This window comes from Erythrobacter sp. JB3-1, assembly GCF_057364995.1.
Window position 1 is genome coordinate 2288401 of the sequence record NZ_CP200289.1, and the last position, 22761, is coordinate 2311161.

19 protein-coding genes are annotated in these 22761 nt (G+C 59.3%); 14 read left to right on the forward strand and 5 right to left on the reverse strand.

What is annotated here, in order from left to right:
- Positions 1 to 178 precede the first annotated feature (178 nt).
- Together AC0V6M_RS10835 and AC0V6M_RS10840 are read left to right on the forward strand one after the other, a co-directional pair.
- The gene (locus AC0V6M_RS10835) at positions 179 to 1951 is read left to right on the forward strand and encodes an SLC13 family permease (protein ID WP_486138806.1); all 1773 of its coding nucleotides are present in this window, start codon (positions 179 to 181) and stop codon (positions 1949 to 1951) included.
- Between the two features lie 231 nt (positions 1952 to 2182).
- The gene (locus AC0V6M_RS10840; protein ID WP_486138807.1) at positions 2183 to 3523 is read left to right on the forward strand and encodes an amidohydrolase; all 1341 of its coding nucleotides are present in this window, start codon (positions 2183 to 2185) and stop codon (positions 3521 to 3523) included.
- Between the two features lie 157 nt (positions 3524 to 3680).
- Here the strand turns inward: AC0V6M_RS10840 and AC0V6M_RS10845 are convergent, their stop codons facing one another.
- Together AC0V6M_RS10845 and AC0V6M_RS10850 are read right to left on the reverse strand one after the other, a co-directional pair.
- Positions 3681 to 3860 (reverse strand): hypothetical protein, encoded by a 180-nt coding sequence (locus AC0V6M_RS10845; protein ID WP_472645551.1) that lies wholly within the window; start codon positions 3858 to 3860, stop codon positions 3681 to 3683.
- A gap of 134 nt (positions 3861 to 3994) precedes the next feature.
- Positions 3995 to 5593: an isocitrate lyase gene (locus AC0V6M_RS10850; RefSeq protein ID WP_486138808.1), complete on the reverse strand. Its 1599-nt coding sequence runs from the start codon at positions 5591 to 5593 to the stop codon at positions 3995 to 3997.
- 155 nt (positions 5594 to 5748) lie between these two features.
- On the opposite strand from AC0V6M_RS10850, the gene AC0V6M_RS10855 reads away from it, so the two are divergent.
- The 6 genes from AC0V6M_RS10855 to AC0V6M_RS10880 all read left to right on the forward strand — a co-directional run bounded on the left by AC0V6M_RS10855 (position 5749) and on the right by AC0V6M_RS10880 (position 14672).
- Positions 5749 to 7086 carry a helix-turn-helix domain-containing protein gene (locus AC0V6M_RS10855; protein WP_486138809.1) on the forward strand — a complete coding sequence of 446 codons (1338 nt, stop codon included), beginning with the start codon at positions 5749 to 5751 and terminating at the stop codon, positions 7084 to 7086.
- A gap of 167 nt (positions 7087 to 7253) precedes the next feature.
- On the forward strand, positions 7254 to 8639 hold the full coding sequence (locus tag AC0V6M_RS10860; RefSeq protein ID WP_486138810.1) for a TIGR03013 family XrtA/PEP-CTERM system glycosyltransferase: 1386 nt from the start codon (positions 7254 to 7256) through the stop codon (positions 8637 to 8639).
- Positions 8639 to 10771 carry an XrtA/PEP-CTERM system histidine kinase PrsK gene (gene prsK / locus AC0V6M_RS10865; RefSeq protein ID WP_486138811.1) on the forward strand — a complete coding sequence of 711 codons (2133 nt, stop codon included), beginning with the start codon at positions 8639 to 8641 and terminating at the stop codon, positions 10769 to 10771. The genes AC0V6M_RS10860 and prsK overlap by 1 nt, the downstream gene beginning before the upstream one ends.
- Complete coding sequence (gene prsR / locus AC0V6M_RS10870) at positions 10771 to 12135, forward strand: PEP-CTERM-box response regulator transcription factor (protein WP_486138812.1); 1365 nt, start codon at positions 10771 to 10773, stop codon at positions 12133 to 12135. Before prsK ends, prsR begins: the two co-directional genes overlap by 1 nt.
- Positions 12119 to 13648, forward strand: a complete 1530-nt coding sequence (locus AC0V6M_RS10875; RefSeq protein ID WP_486138813.1) for a tetratricopeptide repeat protein — start codon at positions 12119 to 12121, stop codon at positions 13646 to 13648. Before prsR ends, AC0V6M_RS10875 begins: the two co-directional genes overlap by 17 nt.
- A 49-nt stretch (positions 13649 to 13697) precedes the next feature.
- Positions 13698 to 14672 (forward strand): bile acid:sodium symporter family protein, encoded by a 975-nt coding sequence (locus AC0V6M_RS10880; RefSeq protein ID WP_486138814.1) that lies wholly within the window; start codon positions 13698 to 13700, stop codon positions 14670 to 14672.
- Here the strand turns inward: AC0V6M_RS10880 and panB are convergent.
- Positions 14669 to 15541, reverse strand: a complete 873-nt coding sequence (panB, locus tag AC0V6M_RS10885) for a 3-methyl-2-oxobutanoate hydroxymethyltransferase (RefSeq protein ID WP_486138815.1) — start codon at positions 15539 to 15541, stop codon at positions 14669 to 14671. The two genes, AC0V6M_RS10880 and panB, sit on opposite strands and share 4 nt — an antisense overlap.
- 145 nt (positions 15542 to 15686) lie before the next feature.
- On the opposite strand from panB, the gene AC0V6M_RS10890 reads away from it, so the two are divergent.
- A complete protein-coding gene (locus tag AC0V6M_RS10890) occupies positions 15687 to 17093 on the forward strand; it encodes a sodium-dependent transporter (RefSeq protein WP_486138816.1) in 1407 nt (468 codons plus the stop codon).
- A 100-nt stretch (positions 17094 to 17193) separates the two neighbouring features.
- Positions 17194 to 17517 (forward strand): PilZ domain-containing protein, encoded by a 324-nt coding sequence (locus tag AC0V6M_RS10895; RefSeq protein ID WP_486138817.1) that lies wholly within the window; start codon positions 17194 to 17196, stop codon positions 17515 to 17517.
- 89 nt (positions 17518 to 17606) lie between these two features.
- Here AC0V6M_RS10895 and AC0V6M_RS10900 read toward each other — a convergent pair whose 3' ends face one another.
- Positions 17607 to 18176, reverse strand: coding sequence for a phosphoribosyl-AMP cyclohydrolase (locus AC0V6M_RS10900; RefSeq protein ID WP_486138818.1), 570 nt, complete (start codon positions 18174 to 18176; stop codon positions 17607 to 17609).
- Between the two features lie 293 nt (positions 18177 to 18469).
- Between AC0V6M_RS10900 and AC0V6M_RS10905 the strand changes: the two genes are divergently transcribed.
- From AC0V6M_RS10905 to AC0V6M_RS10920, 4 genes are all read left to right on the forward strand, one after another.
- Positions 18470 to 19714 carry a putative DNA modification/repair radical SAM protein gene (locus tag AC0V6M_RS10905; protein WP_486138819.1) on the forward strand — a complete coding sequence of 415 codons (1245 nt, stop codon included), beginning with the start codon at positions 18470 to 18472 and terminating at the stop codon, positions 19712 to 19714.
- 32 nt (positions 19715 to 19746) lie between these two features.
- Positions 19747 to 21168 (forward strand): UdgX family uracil-DNA binding protein, encoded by a 1422-nt coding sequence (locus AC0V6M_RS10910; RefSeq protein ID WP_486138820.1) that lies wholly within the window; start codon positions 19747 to 19749, stop codon positions 21166 to 21168.
- Positions 21169 to 21256: 88 nt separating this feature from the next.
- Positions 21257 to 21574, forward strand: coding sequence for a hypothetical protein (locus AC0V6M_RS10915; RefSeq protein WP_486138821.1), 318 nt, complete (start codon positions 21257 to 21259; stop codon positions 21572 to 21574).
- A 44-nt stretch (positions 21575 to 21618) separates the two neighbouring features.
- Complete coding sequence (locus AC0V6M_RS10920; RefSeq protein WP_486138822.1) at positions 21619 to 21996, forward strand: extensin-like domain-containing protein; 378 nt, start codon at positions 21619 to 21621, stop codon at positions 21994 to 21996.
- On the opposite strand, the gene phoB is transcribed toward AC0V6M_RS10920, so the two are convergent.
- Entirely contained in the window at positions 21993 to 22682 is a 690-nt protein-coding gene (gene phoB / locus AC0V6M_RS10925; protein ID WP_486138823.1) for a phosphate regulon transcriptional regulator PhoB, read from the reverse strand. The two genes, AC0V6M_RS10920 and phoB, sit on opposite strands and share 4 nt — an antisense overlap.
- Positions 22683 to 22761 lie beyond the last annotated feature (79 nt).

Here is a 22761-nt window from a genome sequence, read left to right on the forward strand (position 1 = left end):
TCCCAGAAACCCGTTGGCTTCACCCATTGCTGGATCACCGGCTGACCGCAAGCGACATTCTCCTGCGCGGACCTAAAGAGCCAGACTGTCCCGCTTTATCCGATTTCGCTTGATATTCTACGCGACCTTTGGGAATTCACGCGCAACGAACATGCTGTCGCTTCCAACATATCACGCCATGGCTGCCATGGTCCTTACGGTCCTTATGTTCGTCGGCTTTGTCCGCGGGCGCATGTCGATTGAGATCGTATCGCTGCTGACCATCGCGGTGATTGCGGTTGGCCTGTATTTCTTCCCATTGCCCGGCACGCGCGAGATCGATGGCCTGGCCATCGCATTTGGCGGGTTTGGACATTACGCGCTGATCACGATTTGCGCGTTGATGGTGATGGGCAGGGGCCTAGTCGTCACAGGAGCGCTGGAGCCTGCGGCCCGCGTGTTGGAACGGGTGTTCAAGTTCAACCTTCAGCTTGGCCTGCTGGTTTCGCTGCTGATCGTTTTGTTCCTGTCGATGTTCGTCAACAACACTCCGGTGCTGGTGTTGATGATCCCGATTTTCGCTGCGCTCGCTGCGCGCGGGGCTTTGCCCACGTCAAAGACGCTGATGCCGCTCAATTCGGCATCGCTCATCGGCGGGCTGGCAACCACGATTGGCACATCGACCAATATTCTGGTGGTCTCCATCGCGGTTGATTTGGGCATGCGCGAGATGGGCGTGTTCGATTTCACGCCAATTGTGCTCGGTGCGGCGTTGGTTGCGCTGCCTTATATGTGGCTGGTCATGCCGCGCCTGCTGAAAGACAATAAGGTCGCAGCGGATCAGAATGTGCGGCGGTTCCACACGCGCCTTAGGATCGCTGGTGATAGCGATCTGATCGGTCAAGATGTCGCCGACATCCTGCCGAAACTGCCCGATGGTATCGTCTTTCACGGCGAGCAAAAGGGGCCGATACAGCCCCAGCAGCGCATCCATATCTCTGGCACGCATGAGGCGCTGGAGGATGCGGTTCGTGAGCTGAAGGGAGAGCTTGCGCCAAACTGGGTGCTCGACCGGATTAAGCGCAGTTCTGCGGCGCTGGGCAGCGATATCCTGGTCTTTGAAATGACAGTGACGGCGGATTCCCGCCTGATTACGCGGACATTGCCGTCCTCTGGCATTGCCGATCTGTATGGCGTCGCGGTGCTGGGTATTCATCGGCCAGCGCGCGTTTTGGGCGGGCCGGATCAATATTCTGAAGGCGGCGACCTGCGCATTACAGAGGGCGACGTGCTGCTCGTGATGGGCATTCAGGAAGATCTGGAGGCGTTTTCGCGCGCCGACAGCCTGCTGATGCTCGATGGCGCACGCGAGGTGCCGCGCCGCTCCAAGGCCATGCTGGCCGCTGCGATCATGGGATTTTCGGTGTTCACCGCCGCGATTGGGATTTTCCCGATTGCGATTTCTGCACTGGCCGGCGCGATTTTGATGTTCGTCACCGGCTGCGTGAAGTTTGACCGGGTGGGCCGGGCGCTGTCCGGCCAAGTGATCGTGCTGGTCGCGGCCAGTATCGCGATTGGCCGAATTATTGATGAAAGCGGGGCAGCGGCTTGGCTGGGCGAGGCTCTGTCATTGGGGCTGGTGCTGTTGCCGCCCGCATTGGTGTTGGCTGCGATCATGGCGTTCGTCACGGTGCTGACGAACTTTGCCTCCAACGCAACCGCCGCCACGGTGGGCACGCCGATTGCCTTTAGCATTGCGGCCCAGCTGGGCCTGCCGCCAGAGCCGCTGGTGCTGGCCGTGCTGTTCGGGTGCAACCTGTGTTACGCGACCCCGATTGCCTATCAGACCAACATGCTGATTATGGCAGAGGGGAATTACGACTTCGCCGATTATGTCCGCACCGGCGTTCCGCTGGTGGTGTTGATGGTGGCGACTTTGTCGGTGCTGCTCGCGATCACCTATGGTCTGTAGGGTCGGCCGATTGGCGATTTCCTACTGCGGTGAAAATATGCGACACCGCTTTGTATGATTTTGATGAGCCACTTTGCCCCCGCGATTGATCGCTTTTTTCGATCAAACAGGCATGGTTCAATCGGATGGATTTTTGGCCCTAGATTGTGTTCCATCTGTTCCAAGCGTGCTTCACACGCGGCGAACGGAGCTGGGCGGTGAAACTAGGGCAATCACAATGGGAGTGAGACGATGGTTCGGGTAATTCGGAAAAGCGCGGCGGCCTTGGGGCTGGTGCTGGGCGCGGTGGCGCTGGCTATGCCGGCGCAGGCGGATGAGCTGCGCGATGCGGTGGGCGAGGACATGCCGGGCCTGATGGAGCTCTACAAGGACCTGCACGCCAATCCGGAGCTGTCGTTTCAGGAGTTCGAGACCGCTAAGAAGCTGGCCGCCCGCGCGCGTGACCTCGGCTTTGAGGTGACAGAGGGCGTGGGCCAGACCGGCGTTGTCGCGGTGATGCGCAATGGCGATGGGCCGACTGTGATGCTGCGCGCGGATATGGACGGCCTGCCGGTGACGGAGCAAACCGGACTGCCCTATACCTCTAAGGCGAAAGGCGTTCCTGCATCGGGCATCGAGAGCGGCCTGATGCATGCCTGCGGCCACGACACGCACATGGCGGCCTGGATCGGCGCGGCGCAGCTGCTGGCGGAGCGCAAGGGCGAATGGCAGGGCACTTTGGTGATGATCCTGCAACCGGCCGAAGAGCTGGGCCTGGGTGCGCTGGCGATGCTGGAAGACGGCCTGTTCACCCGCTTTCCAAAGCCTGACTATGTGCTGGGCTTCCACGATGCCGCTGGCGCGCCAGCGGGTACCATCGGCTATGCGAAGGGCTATGCGTTGGCCAACGTGGACAGCGTCGATATCACGGTGAAGGGCGTGGGCGGGCACGGCGCCTATCCGCACACCACCAAGGACCCGATCGTGGTCGCAAGCAGCATTGTGATGCGTTTGCAGACCCTTGTCAGCCGCGAGAAGAACCCGCTTGATCCCGCCGTGGTGACAGTCGGTAGCTTCCTTGCTGGTGCAAAGCACAACATCATCCCTGACGAGGCGAAGCTGCAGCTGACAGTGCGCTCTTACGGCGCGGAATCGCGTGCGGCGCTGCTCGAGGGGATCGAGCGGATCGCCAAGGCCGAAGCAATGGCGGCGGGCATGCCGGAGGACCGTATGCCGGTGGTGAGCGTGCAGGACCCATATCTGCCCTCGACCTACAACACGCCGGACTTCACCGAGCAGGTGATGGCAGGTCTGTCGGAGCGCTTTGGCGAGCGTGTGTTCGAGACCCCGCCCGTGATGGGCGGCGAGGATTTCGGCCAGTTCTACCTGGCTGATCCGGAGAACATCGAATCGCTGATCTTCTGGGTTGGCGGCGTACCGCAGGACCAATGGGCGAAATCAGAGGCGGGCGAGCTAGACCTGCCATCGCTGCACTCGCCGTTCTGGGCCCCAGATGCAGAAGCGGTGATCTCCACCGCGACTGAGGCAATGACAGCGGCCACGCTTGATCTGCTGCCTCGCAAGGCTGGGTGATCGGCGCGCTGGAAACGCATCGGCCTGCAAGGCCGCAAGTGCAACTAGCGGAGCCTGAGGCCAAAACCACATGTTACGGCCGCCAAAGCATCGCTGCTCTGACGGCCGTATTCTCCTCCCCAGGAGACTGGTAAACTGGGTGCGTTAAACCGCTTTCCTACTCAGGCGCTGGTGCGTAAGTCCCGAGACGGTGGTGCAAAGCGTTGATCTTAGCGAGCTCGTCGCGATCTTCGGTGCTGCGAGCATGGCTTTCCAGCGCACGGCGCAGCAACTTCATGTCGGCGGTTGATAGCAGCGCGCGGGCGCGGGCTGGCTCTGGGCTGGTAGTATCGGTCATTGTCACTCTCCTAGGCTGATGAGACTAAAGCTCTCTAGACCTGTGGTTGGTTCCCGGCGGGGCGGACAAATCCGCCCCGCTAGGTGCTCGCCGCTCAATCAGGGTGCGGCGAACGCGTCCCCACAGGCTGCTGCTCAAGCAGCCGCGAACTGGTTCATAGTGTTGTCTTTGCCGCCCGCTTTCAGGGCAGCTTCACCGGCGAAGTATTCCTTGTGATCATCGCCAATGTCAGAGCCGGCCATGTTCTGGTGCTTCACGCAAGCGATGCCTTGACGGATCTCTTCGCGCTGAACGTTCTTGACGTAGCCGAGCATGGCTTGCTCACCGAAGTACTCACGAGCGAGGTTGTCGGTCGACAGCGCTGCGGTGTGATAAGTCGGCAGCGTGATGAGGTGGTGGAAGATGCCAGCGCGTTTCGCAGCATCCGACTGGAAGGTGCGGATCTTCTCGTCGGCTTCAGCAGCGAGCTCAGTCGCGTCGTAGTCAACGCTCATCAGCTTGTCGCGATCATAGGCAGACACATCCTTGCCCGCTTCAACCCAAGCATCAAACACTTGCTGGCGGAAGTTCAATGTCCAGTTGAACGAAGGTGAGTTGTTGTAGACCAGCTTTGCGTTCGGGACGACTTCACGGATCCGGTCAACCATGCCGGCGATTTGCTCAACATGCGGCTTCTCGGTTTCGATCCAGAGCAGATCAGCACCGGCCTGAAGTGAGGTGATCCCGTCGAGAACGCAGCGGTCTTCACCGGTTCCAGCGCGGAACTGGAAGAGGTTCGACGGCAGGCGCTTTGGACGCAGCAACTTGCCACCGCGGCTCAAGAAAACGTCACCATTCTGGATGTTTGCAGGATCAACCTCTTCGCAGTCGAGGAAGGAATTGTACTGATCGCCGAGGTCGCCCTCTTCCTTAGTGTAGGCGATCTGCTTGGTCAGGCCCGCGCCAAGGCTGTCTGTGCGAGCGACGATGATGCCATCTTCCACGCCCATTTCGAGGAAGGCGTGGCGACATGCGCGGATCTTCTGAGCGAAGTCTTCGTGCGGGACAGTAACCTTGCCGTCCTGGTGGCCGCATTGCTTTTCGTCAGAGACTTGGTTCTCGATTTGCAAAGCGCATGCGCCCGCTTCGATCATCTTCTTGGCCAGCAGATAGGTCGCCTCAGCATTGCCAAAGCCTGCATCAATGTCCGCGATGATCGGAACGACGTGCGTTTCATAATTGTCGATTGCATGTTCAAGGCGCTTGGCCTCCACTTCATCGCCAGCTTCGCGCGCTGCGTCCAGGGCGCGGAACATTCCGCCCAGCTCGCGTGCATCAGCTTGCTTGAGGAAGGTGTAGAGCTCTTCGATCAGCGCCGGAACACTGGTCTTCTCGTGCATGCTCTGGTCGGGAAGGGGGCCAAACTCGCTGCGCAAGGCGGCAACCATCCACCCTGAGAGGTAGAGGTAGCGCTGTTTCGTGCTGCCGAAGTGTTTCTTGATCGAAATCATCTTCTGCTGCGCGATGAAACCGTGCCAGCAGCCGAGCGACTGAGTGTACTTCGCAGGGTCTGCGTCATAGGCATCCATGTCGGCGCGCATGATCTTCGCGGTGTATTTTGCGATATCAAGCCCGGTCGGGAAGCGGTTTTGGATCGCCATGCGGGCGGTCGCCTCTGCATCAATAGCGCCCCAGCTTGGGCCGTTGGCGTTGATGGTTTGCTGCATTTTTGCGGTGGTTGCTTGATATGTCATGTCTGTTCTTTCGGCTTCGTGATGGGGAGGGTTACGCCATCCTGTATGCCCGCCAGCGACCCGATTCTCCAGTAAACCTTACAGACAATCGTGTCTGTATCGGCTCGAAAACCGCAAAACTTGTGTGAATCTGTAAAGTAATTTACAAGACACTCATGGCTGATAACTCCCTTCTTGCCGGTCCTGCTTTGCGCCGTTTGCGCAAGCGCGAGGGCCTCACTCAAGCCGCTATGGCGACCTCGCTCGGTATCTCGCCTAGCTATCTCAACCTCATTGAACGCAACCAGCGCCCGTTGTCCGCCCGCGTGCTGGTGCAGGTGATCGAACGGTTCGATTTTGATCCGCGCAGCTTGCGGGAGGATGAGGCGATTGGCGGGCTGGATGGTCTTGCGCGCCGCCTGTCCGATGAACGTTTTAGCGATCTTGGGATTGACCGGGAAGAGGTGCAGGAATTCCTCGCCGCTGCTCCTCAAGCCGCGGCGGCCTTTGCGCGCCTGTTTGATGCCGGCGGTGTTGTCGCGGCGCGCGGTGACGATCCTCAGCGTCAGGCCCGCGAGGCGGTGGAACGCTGGCAGAACCATTTCTCCGACCTAGATCACGCAGCCGAGGATCTGGCCGATCAGCTCAGGCTGTCGCGCGCCGAAATCAGCGTGGCCTTAAATGAGCGCCTGCGAGAGCGGCACCGTCTGTCGGTGCGCATTCTGCCCGCTGAGGTCATCCCGGGCCAAGTGGCGCGGCTCGATCTGCACGCGCGCCAGCCGCAATTGTCTGAAATGCTGCCGGGCGCGGCGCGGCGGTTTCAAATTGCGCGGCAAGTCGGCGTGCTGGAACAGCGCGAGGCAATCGATGCAGTGGTCGAAGGGGCGGGGCTAACCAGCCGCGAGGCGCGCGACGCCATGCGCAGCGCGGTCAGTGACTATGTCGCGGCCGCTTTGCTGATGCCCTATGGCCGATTCCTTAGGGCGTGCGAGCAAACCGGTTATGATCTTACCGTGTTGCAGCGGCGCTTCGCGGTCAATTTTGCGCAAGTTGCCCAGCGGCTAACGACCTTGCAGCGTGTGGGCGAACGCGGCCTGCCGTTCTTCTCTGCGCGGCTGGATCGTTCGGGAGAGCTTGCCGGGTTCAGCGCTGGGGCGAGCGGGGCGATGTTCCCGCTGGACGGCGCGCGCTGGCCCGCCTGGACGCCGTATTCGGCGTTTGAGCGCCCGAGCACGTTGTTGACCCAGCCGGTGCTGTTCAGCGAAGGCGAGGCGGCGCCCAAGCACTGGTTTACGATGGCGCGCACTGTCGATGGCGACGGTGTCACTTGCTCCGCGCGCCAAGCGATTGTGTTGGGTATTGAGGCGAGATTTGCGGGCGAATTGGCGGAGGCGCGCGGTGTTTCATTGGCGCAGGAAGACGCGGTGCCCTTGGGCGTGAAATGCTCACGCTGCGGCAGGCCGGATTGCCTGACCCCGCAAACCGCGCGTTTGGCCGCTCAGGCACGCATTTGAACCGCCAACAATTAGGCGCAACTACGTAGTGCGTTTTTCACAAGTCATTAACCGTGTAGATCGGCGCATCACGCGGCTTTGAGGAAGCTCTGTAAAATTTACCGACACTTAAGGTCTCGCGCGTAAAGCCACACTCGCAATTGCAATTACTGCGAGCTTTGAACCTGATGATCCGCTTGTTTAAGCACTACATCCCTCATGCTGTGCTGCTGCTCGGCCTGCTGGACTTTGCGCTTTTGGTGCTGGCTAGTGAACTTGCCTGGCAGCTGCGGGCCTCGCAGATCGGGATGGATCCGGGCCCAGTTGCGGAGCGCTGGCTGCCACTAACTGGCTCGGCTGCCGTGGTGTGGGTCGCAATGGTCTCCGTCGGCGTTTACGGGCCTTATGCGCTGCGAAGCCTGCGGTTTGCAGGCGCGAGGCTACTCGTCGCGATCAGTCTTGGGATCATTGCTCTGGCGGTGATCGACTTTGTGTTGGCCGCCGACACGTTCTGGCGCTCCACCCTGTTTTACACCATGTGTTTCGCCATCGGCTTGCTGGTGGTGGACCGGATGTTCCTCAACAGTTTCCTAGGCTCCTCAGCCTTTCGCCGCCGAGTAATGGTGCTTGGCGCAGGGGACAGGGCGCAGCGATTGCGCGAGCTTGGCGACAAGCCAGAAACCGGCTTTGCGATCGTATCCTACATCGCGATGAACGAGCCGGAGCGCGTGGTCGAAGAGGCGATTGCGCGTGAGGCGATCCATGACCTTGGCCGGTTTGTCGAAAACCTCGGTGTGAGTGAAGTGGTGCTTGCCTTGCAGGAACGGCGCAACGCACTGCCACTGCCAGATCTCTTGCGGATCAAAACCAAGGGCGTGCACGTCAATGATTTCTCCAGCTTTCTTGAACGTGAGACGGGCCGAGTTGATCTCGATACGGTCAATCCCAGCTGGCTGATCTTCTCTGATGGATTTTCGTCTGGTCGCGTTATTTCTAGCGCATTCAAACGTATATTTGACATTGTTGCCAGTTTGGTTCTGCTGCTGCTGACTTTCCCAATCATTGCAATCTTCGCTCTGCTGGTAAAGCTCGACAGCAAAGGACCAGCCTTCTTTAAGCAGAAGCGTGTGGGCCTTTATGGCGAGCCATTCTACCTCATCAAGCTGCGTTCAATGCGCACAGACGCGGAAAAAGACGGCGCGAAATGGGCAGAAGAAAACGACCCTCGGATCACTCGTCTCGGGCGCTTTATCCGCAAGGTTCGCATTGATGAGCTGCCGCAGACCTGGAGCGTTCTGAAAGGCAATATGAGCTTTGTCGGGCCACGTCCTGAAGTGCCAAAATTTGTCGATGATCTGCAAGAAGAGATACCTTTTTACGGCGAACGGCATATGGTCAAGCCCGGCATTACCGGCTGGGCTCAGATCAATTACCCTTACGGCGCATCGACCGAAGACAGCCGCAAGAAACTCGAATATGATCTCTATTATGCGAAGAATTACACGCCGTTCCTTGATTTGGTGATCCTGCTGCAAACCGTGCGCGTGGTCCTCTGGCCAGAGGGCGCTCGCTGATGGCTGAGAGCGAGCTTCTCACACTGATCAGCTTTGCAGGCTATATTGCCGGTGCGGTTTGCTGCGCGGTGGCAGCCCTTTGGGCAGCGCGCAATGGAGATCGTTCGCGCTCTGACCGGGCGGCTGCGCTCAGTGCCATCGCATTAACCGGGATCTGGTGTGCATTGGCCGCGGCGCAGGGGCCAATGGAACCGCTTGTTCGGCTGGCTGAGACAGCGCGCAATTGCGCCTGGATATTCCTGATCTTCCGTCTGTTTGCCAATGATGGGCGCGATGAGAGCCTTAAGCCCACCCGGCCGGTGATCATTACGTTGGCTTTGGTCCAATTGTTGCAGCCCGTGTTGCTGCTGATTGAGGCACGAGTGGCCTCCGACCCGGCGGCGCTGAACATGGCGTTCGAAGTCAGCTCTGCGCTCAATATGCTGGTTGCGATCGGCGCTCTGGTGCTGCTCCACAACCTTTATGTGGGCGCATCTATGGCGGCGCGCCGCGTCTTGCGCTGGAGCGGCGTCGCGCTCGCTTGCTTGTGGAGCTATGATCTCAATCTGTACACAATCGCCTATCTCAGCGGCGAAGAGCCTGGCCTGCTACTTGCGCTTCGCGGGGTATTATCCGGCGCGATGTTTGGCGTTCTTGCGCTTGGGGCCAATGCCCGCAGCGCAGACCTAGAGTTCCGCCCTTCGCGCGCGGTAACATTCCAGACTTTGTCGCTTTTGGTCATTGGTTCCTATCTCGTCTTGATGATCTTTGTGACCAAGTCGCTCGCTATGCTGGGAGGCGATTTGGGCCGCGCGACGCAAGTGATTTTCCTTGCCTTAGCAGGCATGGCTGCGGTTCTTTGGCTGCCTTCTGAGCGCGCACGCGCCTGGCTGAGGGTAATGGCGACGAAGCACTTGTTTCAGCATCGCTATGATTACCGTGAGGAATGGCTGCGCTTTACTCAGACAGTTGGCAGTGCCTCTGTAACCGCAGGCGCATCCGGCATGCCGAGCTTCCAAGAGCGCGCAATTAAAGCGATTGCCGATATCACGGATAGTCCCGCCGGACTGCTGCTCGCGCCCAATGAAGAGGCGCAATTGGAGCTGGTAGCGCGCTCCAACTGGCCGACCATCGCCGTGCCAGCGATCGCGGCAGACTATGAGCTTTCGAGCCTGCTGGAGCAGCACAACCACATCCTTGATCTCGATGATGTGCGGGCGGGCAATGATCATTTTGGCGAGGTCGCTCTTGTGCCTCAATGGCTTACCGAGGCCGAAGACGTTTGGGCACTCGTTCCGCTTGTCCACTTTGACCGGCTGGTTGGCACCATTGTGCTAGCGCGCCCGCGGATCGAGCGCCGTCTCGATTGGGAAGATTACGATCTGCTCAAAGTCGTGGGACAGCAGCTTGCCAGCTATCTGGCTGAGCAGTCGGGCCAGCAGGCGCTGATGGAGGCGAGCCGGTTTGACGAGTTCAATCGCCGGATCGCCTTTGTGATGCACGATATCAAAAACCTGGCGAGCCAATTGTCCCTGCTCGCCCGCAATGCAGAAAAGCACGCGGACAACCCAGAATTTCGGGCCGATATGCTCGTCACTTTGCGCAATTCTTCCGATAAGCTAACCCATCTGCTCGCTCGTCTGGGCCGCTATGGCTCTGGACAGTCGCAGGAGCGCCGGTCGGTCGATCTCGCTGCCATGGCAAAGGGTCTGGCAAAACGCTTTGAGGTGACGCATCCGCTGCAATTGACGCGAGCTGATCCGGCGGTCGTGCTGGCCGATAATGAAGGCCTGGAGCAGGCGATCATGCATCTGATCCAAAACGCGATTGATGCAAGCGATCCAGAAACCCCGATCTATCTCGACGTGTCGAGCGACGGCCTCAATGGTCAGTTTGATATCATCGACACCGGATCTGGCATGTCGCCCGGTTTCATCCGCAATGGTCTCTTCAAACCCTTCGTTTCTTCAAAGGACGGCGGTTTTGGCATCGGCGCATTCGAAGCGCGCGAGATCGTGAAAGCGATGGGCGGACGCGTGAATGTGGAATCGCGTGAAGGGCTGGGCACACGGTTCAGCATCATATTGCCGCTTCGCGAGGCGGCTGAAATTCTCGCGAAGGAAGAACAACCCAAATCAGGCGAGGTCGCATAATGGCCGACAAGAAACCCACCCTATTGATCGTCGAGGATGATGAGGGCCTGCAGGCTCAGCTCAAATGGGCCTATGACGATTTTGAAGTCGTGATTGCGGGCAATCGTGAGGCCGCCATCACGGCGCTGCGCAGCGAAATGCCCGCCGTTGTGACGCTCGACCTCGGCTTGCCGCCTGATCCCGACGGCACGAGCGAAGGATTTGCCGTGCTTGATGCGATCATGGAGCTGAAGCCCGATACCAAGGTGATCGTGGCCAGCGGCCATGGCGCGCGGGAAAGCGCGCTGCAGGCGATCGAACGCGGCGCTTATGACTTTTATCAGAAGCCAGTTGATATCGAAGCGCTCGGCCTGATCGTTCGCCGTGCTTACAACTTGCATTTGATCGAACAGGAGAACCGCCGACTGGTCGCCAGCGCTGGCGAGGAAAAGACGGTCCTTGGCCGCCTGATCACAGGCGCGCCTGAAATGGTGAAAGTGGCGCGTACGATTGAGCGTGTGGCGAGCACCAGCGTCTCTGTCATGCTGCTGGGCGCGAGCGGAACCGGCAAGGAACTGCTCGCGCAAGGGCTGCATGATGCGAGCGACCGCGCGCACGGTCCGTTTGTGGCCATCAATTGCGCTGCTATACCAGAGAACCTGCTCGAGAGTGAGCTGTTCGGCCACGAAAAGGGCGCGTTCACGGGCGCGGTCAAAACCACCGAAGGTAAGATCGAAAGCGCGGACGGCGGCACGCTGTTCCTCGACGAGGTTGGCGATATCCCGCTGCCCTTGCAGGTCAAATTGCTGCGGTTTTTGCAGGAGCGAACGATTGAACGGATTGGCGGACGCAAACAGATCGAGGTGAACACCCGGATCGTCTGCGCCACCCACCAAGACCTTGAGAACATGATCGGTGCGGGCACTTTCCGCGAGGATTTGTTCTACCGTCTGGCCGAGATCGTTGTGCGCATCCCGAACCTGGCCGAGAGGCACGGGGATGCAATCTTGCTAGCGAAGGCTTTCCTCAAGCGCTTCTCTGCTGAGATGAACCCAGCGGTCACGGGTTTTGGTCCTGACGCATTGGCCTCAATCGATGCGCATGATTGGCCCGGCAATGTCCGCGAGCTGGAAAACCGTGTGAAGCGCGCGGTCATCATGGCCGATGGTAAGCTGGTAAACGCAGAAGATCTCGATTTTGACAGCGGCGAAGAAGAGGATGCCGAAGTGCTGAACCTCAAGGCGGCGCGTGAGCAATCGGACCGCCGGGTTATCCGACATGCCTTGGCGCGCAGCGAGGGCAATATCTCAAGCACGGCCAAACTGCTCGGGATCAGCCGGCCGACTTTGTACGACCTGCTTAAGCAATATGATTTGCAGGCCTAAATCTGGCCTTAGAAACTTTGCGCTGGGCTGGCTGCTGGCCGGGTGCGCACTGGCGCTGGCTGGCTGCTCGCTAACCAGCGAAGAGGCCCGCGCGCCCGCTGAGGCCGCGATTGAAGGCAGCGATGAATTTGTCGCTTTAATCAAAGATGCGCGCGCAGCGATGCGTGATGGCGATCTGCCGAGGGCGGGCGGACTGCTCGATCAGGCATTCGCGATCGACGCGGAAAACCCCGCGCTGTGGGTTGCGATTGCACGTTTGCGGTTTCGCGGGGGCGAGCACTTGCCCGCGTTAAAGGCCGCAGAACGTGCGTTAGAGCTAGGCCCACAATCATCCTTAGCGTTGCATTTACGCGCTCAGATGGTGCGCGATGCGCATGGTCTATCGGACGCGTTGCCATGGTTTGAGGCCGCTCATGAAGCGGCTCCTGATGACGCGGAAATCCTCGCCGATTTGGCTGCGACCTTGGGCGATCTGGGCCGCAATTGCGACATGCTGGCGATCGTTCGCAAGCTTGCCAAAGTGGACCCCAAGCATCCTAAGGTGCACTATCTTCAGGCCTTGCTGGCTGCGCGGGCTGACAAACCGATCCTCGCGCGCTCTTTGTTGGAACGCAGCGGCATGGTGAGCCGCAATGTCCCAGCGGCCCTGCTGCTTGATGGACTGATTGATCTCAATGAAAATGCCTATGACAGCGCGGCCTTGAAGCTCAGCGCCTTGGCAGAGCGGCAACCGGGCAATGTCCGACTGTTGGAGCTGACCGCTCTGGCGCTGCTACGCGGAGAGCGTGAGGCTGAATTGGTTGAGCGCTTTGCTCCGCGCACGGCCTCGCTGGATGCGTCGCCTTACCTGCTCAGCATAGTTGGACGCGCATATGAGCGGCTGGGCGACCGCGAAGCGGCGGCGCCTCTACTGGAGCGGGCGGCGGAAGGGCGCGTTCGGGGGCTTGTGGTGCTCGGCAGCACGGCTGATGGCAGAGCGGTCTTGCCCGCGCCAACGCGGCAGCTACGCGATATGATTGCTCAGAATGACTTGGCGGGGGCCGCACGGCTTGCCAATTCGCTGCGCCGCCAGTTTCCAGGATCAGCTGATGTGCATTCTCTTATTGGGGACGTTGGCCTTGCGGTGAATGATCCAGAGCAAGCGCTGGAACTTTACCAAGTGGCCGCGCAAATCCGGCGACCATGGCCGCTGACCCAGCGGATCATTGCAGCTTACCGAATGACCGGTGATGATATTGCTGCTGACACGTTGCTCGTGCGTCATCTTGCTGGCGAGCCGAACAATGCGGAGGCCGTGCTGATGCTGGCAGAGCGCAGCGCAGCAGCAGAGGACTGGCTTAGGGTGGCGGTGCTGCTCGATTATGCGATTGATCTGGGTGCGGGCAATGACCCACATTTGCTGGTCCTAAGGGCAGCGGCTGCGCGCGGGTTGGAGCGCGACAGCGAGAAGCAGGGCTTCGCGAATGCCGCGGAGAGCCTGCGTCCGGGCGCGTTTGCGCCGCCGGCAGAGTAAGAGCGCACTCCTCTCGACAAAGGCCAAAGGGCCGGGCAGAGCGCGCGCGATGAAATCGCAACTATCCCAATTGGCTGATCCGATGATTGCCGTGCTGATCTTGGCGACAGTTCTCGCCTTGGTGCTTCCAGCGGCTGGAGCGCTGCGCGAAACCGCCCAGACGGTGTCGAACGCGGGTATTTTCGTGCTGTTCCTGGTCAATGGCATGCGGATCGCGCGCGGCGAGATCGCGCGAGGGCTGGCCAATTGGCGCTTCTTCGGCCCGCTGTTCCTATGGGTGTTTGGGGCGATGGCGCTTTCGGGCCTTGGATTTTCGTTGCTGGCGCAATTGGCCTTGCCGCCACTGGTCGCGCTGGGATTCCTTTATCTTGGCACTTTGCCATCCACCATCCAATCCGCGACCTCTTACACCAGCCTTGCAGGCGGCAATGTCGCCCTGTCGGTGGTCGGCGCAGCGTTGATCAATATTGCCGGCGTCTTCCTCACCGCGCCATTATTCGCGGCGCTGGGAGGCGGAAACGCAGCGGATATTGGCAGCGAGACGATTGTCCGCATCGGCCTGATCCTGATCCTGCCATTTATGATTGGTCAGGCGCTACAAGGTTGGACGATTGGCTGGCTAAAAGAACGCAAGGCCCAAGTCGCCTGGCTCGACCGGATGGTGATCGGCATTGCCGTCTATGTCGCCTTTTCCGACGCGGTCGAGCAAGGGTTGGCGACTATGTTCGGCTTTGCTGAATGGGCCGCATTGCTCGGCCTGGTCATTGCATTTCTGATGGTAGGAATGGCCGGAGCATGGCTCACCGGCGGGTTATTCCGCTACCCACGAGCAGACCGGATCGCGTTTCTGTTCGCCGGAGCGCAAAAGAGTGTCGCCATCGGCGCGCCGCTCGCCGCGATCCTATTCCCGCCCAATGCCGCTGGCTTCGTAATCGCGCCGCTGCTGCTCTATCATTTGCTGCAACTGGTGTGGGCGGCACCCTTGGCTAGCATGCTTGCGAGCCGTCAGGAGGGAACAGCCTAGCTCTTCGGCTGGTACGTTTGCTCAGCGGTTGGGAAACTGCGCGCGCGCACTTCCTCGGCATAGGTCGCAACCGTCTTGTCGATCACTTCTGCAATGTTCTCATAGCGTTTTACGAAGCGCGGCACGCGTTCAAACATGCCCAGCATGTCTTCGGTGACCAGCACTTGACCGTCGCACTGTGCCGAGGCTCCGATGCCGATCACCGGTATCTCGAGCGATTGAGTGAGCGAAATGGCGATCGGCTCAATCACGCCCTCAACCACGATGGAGAAGGCGCCAGCCTCCTCCAGAGCCTTGCCATCGGCGATGATCTTCTCATGCTCGTGCTGACTGCGCCCGCGCGCAGCATATCCGCCCAGCACATTCACTGCCTGCGGGGTTAGGCCCACATGGCCCATCACCGGGATCCCGCGGTTGGAAAGGAAGGCGACCGTCTCCGCCATCGCTTCGCCGCCTTCAAGCTTCACAGCGGCGCATCCTGTTTCGGCCATGATCCGGCTGGCTGTGTCAAAGGCTTGCTCTTTTGATCCCTCGTAAGAGCCAAACGGCATATCGACCACAACAACGCTGTGATAGCTGCCGCGCACGACCGCTGCGCCGTGAGCGATCATCATCTCTGGTGTCACAGGCAGGGTGGAATCGAGCCCGTAGATCACTTGACCCAGCGAATCTCCGACCAGCAGCAGATCGCAATGCGCATCCAGCAATTGCGCCTGACGCGCGGTGTATGCGGTGAGCATCACCAGCGGTTCTTTGGTTGTGCCGTCCTTCTTGTGGTCGCGAATGCGCGGCACAGTGAGGCGTTTCCTCGGCTTAGGTGTGGGAGTGGCGCGGCTCGTGCTCGTATCAAGCTGAAATGTAGTCGACATGGCGCTAGTCTCTAGCCGCGCGATGCAGGCTTGGCAAAGCCCGCCGTGGAGCGTTTGTAAGAGGCGTTTACGCCGCCGCAATTTTCTTGCATGACTTGCGCCTAACAATTTGCGCCGGATCGGCGCGTGAGAGGGTAATACATAAATGGTTGCTTCTTCCGGTTCGAGCGCGCGTGAGGGTTGGTCTTCGCGCACAGCCTTTATTCTGGCCGCAGTGGGGTCGGCCGTTGGCCTCGGAAACATGTGGCGCTTCCCCGCTGAGGCGGGCGAGAATGGCGGCGGAGCCTTTGTTCTGTTCTACATTTTCTGTGTGTTGCTGATTGGTCTACCTGTTTTGCTGTCTGAAGTGCTGGTTGGCCGTCATGGTCAGGCTTCTGCGCCGGAAAGCGTGCGCCGTGTTGCGGCGGATTCCGGCGCTTCAAAAGGCTGGGGCATTATTGGCTCGATGGGCGTTTTTGCCGCCTTCCTTATCCTCAGTTTCTACTGCGTCGTGGGCGGATGGGTGCTGTATTATATCGGCGTCTTTGCGAGCGATCTGGTGCAAACCGGCCTTGCTGGGGGCGCTTTTGAAGGGCGCGCTGCGAGCGATATCGAAGGGCTGCTGCCCGGATTGTTCGGCAATGGCGGCCTGATGGTTGGTCTCAACCTTGGCTTTCTGGCGCTGACCTTGTTTTTCGTGGCGCGCGGTATTTCCAGCGGAATCGAGTGGGTGGCGGTGTACCTGATGCCGCTGTTCTTCGTGCTGTTCCTGGCGATCACGATCTACGGCGCATTCACTGGCGAGTTTAGCCAAGCGGTGAGCTACCTGTTTACTTTCGATTTCTCCAAATTGACCGGAGAAGTTATGCTGGCGGCGGTGGGTCAGGCGTTCTTCTCATTGTCGCTCGGTGTGGCCGGGATGATGACTTACGGCGCCTATGCCAGCCGCGAGACGAACCTTGGCAAAACCTCAGGGATTATCGCGGGCGCAGATACGGCGGTTGCTTTGCTCGCTGGTCTGGCGATCTTCCCGATTGTGTTCGCTGCCGGCCTTTCCGCCAGCGCCGGGCCGGGCCTGATGTTCGCATCACTGCCGGTTGCGTTTCAGCAGATGCCATTTGGTTCACTGATCGGCCTATTGTTCTTCATCATGATCTTCTTTGCGGCGCTCACCAGCTCGGTGTCGCTGCTAGAGGCGCCGACCGCTTACACGCTTGAGAAATTCAAATTGCCGCGTCTGGTTGCGACCGCAATTGTGGGTGTGGGCGCAGCGGTTCTGGGTATCCTATCGGCATTGTCGTTCAATGAGATGGCGGATTTCCGGCCATTGGCGTTCATCCCGATCTTCGCTGATGCGAATTTCTTTGATGCGCTGGACGGGGTCACGGCGAAGCTGTTCATGCCAATCGGCGCAATCCTGACCTGTATCTTTGTTGGCTGGATCGCGGATGCGCGGCTGATCGATGATGAGAACGGGCTGGACGGGTTGCTCCACCAGATCTGGCGCCTTCTCGTGCGCTTTGTGTGCCCGATTGTGCTGACTATCATTTTGGCGTTCGGCCTGTTTGGTTAGACGTTGGTGATTTCAGGGGAGGGCGGCCTGATCGGCTGCTCTTCTGCAATGGCACGGTTATTATTCGTTTACCGTTTTTAGCTATGTCGGCAGCATGAACATGCACAGCATCCCTCGTACGGCCGACAGAAAGCCGCTTAGCCTGATGGTCAAAAGCCGCGTTCGTTCGCGCGTGGTATTTGTTGATTTGATCGATATCTCCGAAGGTGGCTGCAAGATCAAAGCTAAGTCTGGCTTTGCTAGCGTTGGCGACCGAGTGGTGATGAAAGTTGATGGTATCAACGCGCCAATGGGAACAATCGCCTGGGTTGAGGGCGAGTTCGCGGGTGTTGCCTTTGAAGGCCAGATGCACGCAGCAATTATTGATCACCTGTGCAAGCAGAACGGCGTAAGCCTGAGCGATTTCGATCCAAGCAAAAAGTAAGCGCGCGCTTCCAATTTCACCACCGCTGAACGCAAAAAGGGCCGATGCCGTCAGGCACCGACCCCATTAAGCGTGTCAATTTTGAGTAATTAGCTCGGATTGAAAGGCAGTGAGCTGTGGTGAAGAACGATCTTCAGCTCGCCATTTTCGTCTTTCTCATAGGCGAATGAATACTCAACCTTGGTCTCGTTTCCATCGGTGCCGGTGAAGAAGTAATTGCCCATGGCAACCGCCATGTCGCCATCTTCGTCGATTACGGTGCCGTTATTTTCCCAGCGCACTGCGGTGTAGGGAGCGATTGCGAAACCGCCATCTTCCGTGCCTTCGGTACCTACGAAATAGCTGAGCGCTTCATCAAAGCTCTCGCGGAACTGATCTTCAGCGGCCAAAGTCGGCTTGAACAGGATCGTTGCGTCATCGCCGTAAGCATAGTGGGTGTTGATGTGCTCTTCAGCGCGTGCGCGGAAATCGCCTTCTTCGGTGAAGGTCGCGCCGATGGCGACGATGCCTTCGCCCCATGCTTGCTGAGCGGCTTCTACTTCTGCTGCAGTGATTGGATTGCTGTTCGAATCCTCGGCCGAAGCAGTCGCAGTCTCGCCGCAAGCTGCCAGTGTCAGAGCGCTCGCTCCGAGTACAGAAACACAAACAAACTTCTTCATTTCATACTCCCTTGCGGGGGAGCGTGGCACCCCCGTCATAGATGTGCGGTCATGGCCGCCTGTTACCGTCCGACATCACGAGCACGATTGCTCGCCAGAGGGGCCCGGACTTGTGCAAAATACTCACTACGAAAGAGGTGGTTCCCGTATCAGAGCGTTTTTGTCTGATTTCTTTTTTGAGCGGCGGATATCGACCCTCGGCGAGGGATCGCTACGTGTTCAAATTTCGGTTGCAAATTGCGCACTATTACTGAGTTGAAATAGAACATATAAGGAACAAAAGGGGTGTTCCGATGGCTCAAAAATCGCTCTTAGAAAAACTCGAGATTCTCGCTGATGCGGCGAAATATGATGCCTCTTGCGCGTCTTCAGGGACGGCGAAAAAGAACTCGCTGGGCGGCAAAGGGATCGGATCGACCGAGGGGATGGGTATTTGCCACGCCTATGCGCCAGATGGCCGGTGCATTTCATTGCTCAAAATATTGCTGACCAATCACTGCATTTTCGATTGCCACTACTGCATCAATCGTAAGAGCTCAAATGTTCGGCGTGCGCGCTTCACCCCGCAAGAGGTTGCGGACCTGACGCTCAATTTTTACCGGCGCAATTATATCGAGGGGCTGTTCCTCTCATCGGGCATCATCAAAAGCTCCAATTTCACGATGGAGCAGATGGTTGAGGCCGCCCGCATTCTGCGCGAGGAATATGATTTTCGCGGCTACATTCACCTAAAGACCATTCCCGAGGCGGATCCGGAGCTGGTGCGCCAGGCAGGTCTGTATGCTGACCGGGTCTCCATCAATGTCGAATTGCCAACGACCAGTGGCCTAACCCGCCTCGCACCCGACAAAGACGAAGGGCAGATCGAAGGCGCGATTGCGAAGACGAAGGACGACATCATCGAGGCGAAGGATGCGCGCAAACGCTTTCGCCACGCACCGCGCTTTGCCCCGGCGGGCCAATCGACCCAGATGATCGTCGGTGCGGACCGGGCGTCTGATGCGGATATCGTTGGCAAGGCGAGCCGGCTTTACGATTCCTTTGGTCTGCGCCGGGTCTATTACAGCGCCTTTTCGCCTATTCCGGATGCTAGTGCGGTTTTGCCGCTGCAACGCCCGCCCTTGCTGCGCGAGCATCGGCTGTATCAATCTGATTGGCTGATGCGGTTCTATGGTTATGCGCCGGGCGAGGTGTGTGAGGCGACGGATGCGGATGGCAATCTGCCGCTCGATATTGATCCTAAGCTTGCCTGGGCACTCAAATTTCGCGGGACATTCCCGGTGGATGTGAACCGCGCGGGCAAGGAAATGCTGCTGCGCGTCCCAGGCCTGGGGCCGACAGCGGTGCGGCGCATCATTGCTGCGCGGCGGCACCGGACCCTGAGGCTTGATGATGTGGCGCGGCTGACTCAGTCGATCGCCAAGGTGCGCCCCTTTATCACCGCGCTTGATTGGCGCCCAACGACACTGACCGACCGCGCGGATTTGCGCAGTCTGCTCGCGCCTAAGCAGGAACAGCTGGAGCTGTTTGCATCATGAGCGGGCAGGCTCTCTCAACATGGGCGCCGTCCATGATCGCGCATTACGCCGTGCAATTGCCAGCGCCGGATGATTTTGCGTTTTGGCGGGATCAGGCGCGCGCACTGGTCCAATGCGAAGTGCCGCCAGACAGAGTGTCTTGGATCGAGCCGGGCGGGACGGGCGATCTGTTTGCGGGAAGCGGCGCGTCCGGACTGGCTAAGCGTCTGCCCGTGCCAGATCGAGATTCCCGGCCTGCACGGGCTAGCAAGCGATTCCTCAGCCTAGCGAGCAATGCGGCGCTGCATTCCGATCCAGAACGCTTCGCGCTGCTTTACCGGTTGCTGTGGCGGCTTCAGAGCAATCCGCGCATGATGGAGGACAAAACCGACCTCGATGTGCGCCGGGTGGAAGAGCTCGATAAGTCGGTGCGGCGTGACAGTCATAAAATGCACGCCTTCGTCCGGTTTCGACAGGTTGAGGATGCCGCGGGTGACGAGCATTATGTCGCCTGGTTTGAGCCTGATCATCATATTGTGCGCGCAAATGCGGGCTTTTTCATGCGGCGCTTTGCCAACATGAATTGGTCGATCCTGACCCCGCGCGGGTGCCTCCACTGGGATGGTAAGAGCATGCGGGAAAGCGGCCCCGCGCAGCGCAGCGATGCGCCGGATGGCGATCCGGTGGAGGAGCTGTGGAAGTCGTATTACGCATCGATCTTCAATCCGGCGCGGCTGAAAGTCGGCGCGATGCTGTCTGAAATGCCCAAGAAATACTGGAAGAACATGCCGGAGGCCGCGCTCATTCCCGATCTGATCGCTGGGGCGCAGGCGCGCGAGGCTAACATGGTGGCGGCCGGAACGCGCGAGGCGCGCGAACGCCCGGATAGCCTGGCTGAGCTGGCTGAGGCGGCCCGCAATTGCCGCGATTGCCCGATCGCCGATTGCGGAACGCGCGCGGTTATGGGCGAGGGCGCACATCGCGCGCCGCTGATGATCGTTGGCGAGCAGCCGGGCGATCAGGAGGATCTGGCGGGCAGACCGTTTGTGGGGCCAGCGGGCCAATTGCTGGATGCAGCTTTGGCGAAGGCCGGGATTGATCGCAGCGCAGCCTACGTTACCAATGCCGTGAAGCATTTCAAGTTCATCCAGCGAGGCAAGCGGCGCATTCACCAGACCCCGACAGCCAAAGAAATCGACACCTGCCGCTGGTGGCTGGAGAGCGAACGGGCAATCGTAAAACCGCGCATCATACTGGCCTTGGGCGCATCGGCGGCACGCGGATTGCTGGGCAAGACGGTGAGCCTGAAAGCCGCGCGCGGGGCTCCTATCATGCTCGAGGATAAGGCGGAGCTGTGGGTCACCGCGCATCCGGCCTATTTGCTGCGCTTGGATGGCGAAGCGCACGCAGAGCAGGCGGCATTGTTTGCCGCTGACTTGGCGAAGGTCCAAGCTCGCTTGAATGTGCGTTCTTAGGCCGCTTGAGCAAACTCCAAACGTTACGGGCCATCTGCGAGGCCATCGGATATTGCCGAAGTCACGCGGCTTCCACTAAGGCCTTGATATGCCTCGCAAGCGCAAACTCACCAAAATCAGTCGCCGGATCGGACAATTCCGCAAGGAACGGCGTTTCATTTTGTTCGCGATCATCGCGACCGTATTGTTCGCTGGTTGGAGTTGGCTGAAAGCGCATCCAGAGCATGATCCCACCGCGCCGCTTGATCTGGGCCATCCGATTGGCTGGGCAACGGCGGGTAAGTTGGCGGCGCTGAAAGACGATGTGCCGCAATGCCGCGCTGTGCTGGAGCGGAGCGCGGTCGTCTTTGATGCGCTGGCGGCGACGGGTGAGGGGCTTGTGCAAGGCCTGATCGCACACAGCTGAGCGCTTTTCCGCTTGCTCCCGATACGCCGGCAGTCACTTGCCCCGTGGCCACCGGCTTGGAGATGTGGCGCGCGCGCAGTGTAGAGCCTGCTGCGCTCGAGATTTTAGGCAGCGAGATTGCCGCAATCGAGCATTTGGGAGCATTCAATTGCCGGCGGATGCGCGGCGGTAGTTCAAACGCCTGGAGCGAACATGCAACCGCCAATGCGATTGATATTGCGGGATTTACTCTGACGGATGGCCGAACAATCAGCGTCCTTCGCGATTGGCCAGAAGACAGCGATGAAGGACGTTTCCTGCGCGTGGTCCGCGATGGCGCATGCGGAGTCTTCGCGACCGTTCTATCGCCAGATTACAACGCTGCCCATGCAGACCATTTCCACTTTGACCAGGCCTCGCGTTGGTCGGGCGTGTGCCGCTAGACCGCTTCCATCGCATAGCCGGCGGAGCGGACCGTGCGAATCGGATCTTTCGCGCCTTCAACCTCGATGGCTTTGCGCAATCGGCGAATGTGCACATCAACCGTGCGCAGCTCAATGTCTGAACCCGTGCCCCAAACGCCGTCGAGCAATTGGCCGCGGCTGAACACCCGGCCTGGGCTTTCCATAAAGAACTTTAGCAAGCGGTATTCGGTTGGGCCAAGTTGCAGCGACTTGCCGCCACGCATCACCTTATGCGCCACCGGATCGAGCAAAATATCGCCGACCTCGACAGTCTCGCCGGCCAAGGCAGGGCGGATGCGGCGCATCACCGCAGCGACCCGGGCGAGCAATTCGCGCGGGCTGAACGGCTTGGTCAAATAATCGTCTGCGCCGGTATCGAGGCCGCGAACGCGGTCGTCCTCCGCCTCTCGGGCGGTCAGCATGATGATTGGGACATGCGCGGTCTGCTTGTCGCGGCGCAGCCTGCGGCAAACCTCAATCCCACTGGTGCCTTCGATCATCCAGTCGAGGATCACGAGATCAGGAACATCCTCGCTCGCCAGCATTAATGCCTCGTCGCCATCGCTGGTTGAGCGGACGTCATAGCCTTCGTTCTGAAAACGATATTCGAGCAGCTCCGACAGAGCCGGATCGTCTTCGACCAATAGCAGTTTAGTAGCGGACATGTCTGAGAACCCTCCCGTTCCCAAGGATGCTAAAGAGCGTTTTATCTGTCACTTTCACTACAACTTCGCGTCATTTGTG

What these genes read in the sequence shown, in the direction of transcription:
- AC0V6M_RS10835 (WP_486138806.1), top strand. Translation starts at nt 179, where the DNA reads ATGGCTGCCATGGTCCTTACGGTCCTTATGTTCGTCGGCTTTGTCCGC.
- AC0V6M_RS10840 (WP_486138807.1), top strand. Translation starts at nt 2,183, where the DNA reads ATGGTTCGGGTAATTCGGAAAAGCGCGGCGGCCTTGGGGCTGGTGCTG.
- AC0V6M_RS10845 (WP_472645551.1), bottom strand. Translation starts at nt 3,860, where the DNA reads ATGACCGATACTACCAGCCCAGAGCCAGCCCGCGCCCGCGCGCTGCTA.
- AC0V6M_RS10850 (WP_486138808.1), bottom strand. Translation starts at nt 5,593, where the DNA reads ATGACATATCAAGCAACCACCGCAAAAATGCAGCAAACCATCAACGCC.
- AC0V6M_RS10855 (WP_486138809.1), top strand. Translation starts at nt 5,749, where the DNA reads ATGGCTGATAACTCCCTTCTTGCCGGTCCTGCTTTGCGCCGTTTGCGC.
- AC0V6M_RS10860 (WP_486138810.1), top strand. Translation starts at nt 7,254, where the DNA reads ATGATCCGCTTGTTTAAGCACTACATCCCTCATGCTGTGCTGCTGCTC.
- prsK (WP_486138811.1), top strand. Translation starts at nt 8,639, where the DNA reads ATGGCTGAGAGCGAGCTTCTCACACTGATCAGCTTTGCAGGCTATATT.
- prsR (WP_486138812.1), top strand. Translation starts at nt 10,771, where the DNA reads ATGGCCGACAAGAAACCCACCCTATTGATCGTCGAGGATGATGAGGGC.
- AC0V6M_RS10875 (WP_486138813.1), top strand. Translation starts at nt 12,119, where the DNA reads ATGATTTGCAGGCCTAAATCTGGCCTTAGAAACTTTGCGCTGGGCTGG.
- AC0V6M_RS10880 (WP_486138814.1), top strand. Translation starts at nt 13,698, where the DNA reads ATGAAATCGCAACTATCCCAATTGGCTGATCCGATGATTGCCGTGCTG.
- panB (WP_486138815.1), bottom strand. Translation starts at nt 15,541, where the DNA reads ATGTCGACTACATTTCAGCTTGATACGAGCACGAGCCGCGCCACTCCC.
- AC0V6M_RS10890 (WP_486138816.1), top strand. Translation starts at nt 15,687, where the DNA reads ATGGTTGCTTCTTCCGGTTCGAGCGCGCGTGAGGGTTGGTCTTCGCGC.
- AC0V6M_RS10895 (WP_486138817.1), top strand. Translation starts at nt 17,194, where the DNA reads ATGCACAGCATCCCTCGTACGGCCGACAGAAAGCCGCTTAGCCTGATG.
- AC0V6M_RS10900 (WP_486138818.1), bottom strand. Translation starts at nt 18,176, where the DNA reads ATGAAGAAGTTTGTTTGTGTTTCTGTACTCGGAGCGAGCGCTCTGACA.
- AC0V6M_RS10905 (WP_486138819.1), top strand. Translation starts at nt 18,470, where the DNA reads ATGGCTCAAAAATCGCTCTTAGAAAAACTCGAGATTCTCGCTGATGCG.
- AC0V6M_RS10910 (WP_486138820.1), top strand. Translation starts at nt 19,747, where the DNA reads ATGATCGCGCATTACGCCGTGCAATTGCCAGCGCCGGATGATTTTGCG.
- AC0V6M_RS10915 (WP_486138821.1), top strand. Translation starts at nt 21,257, where the DNA reads ATGCCTCGCAAGCGCAAACTCACCAAAATCAGTCGCCGGATCGGACAA.
- phoB (WP_486138823.1), bottom strand. Translation starts at nt 22,682, where the DNA reads ATGTCCGCTACTAAACTGCTATTGGTCGAAGACGATCCGGCTCTGTCG.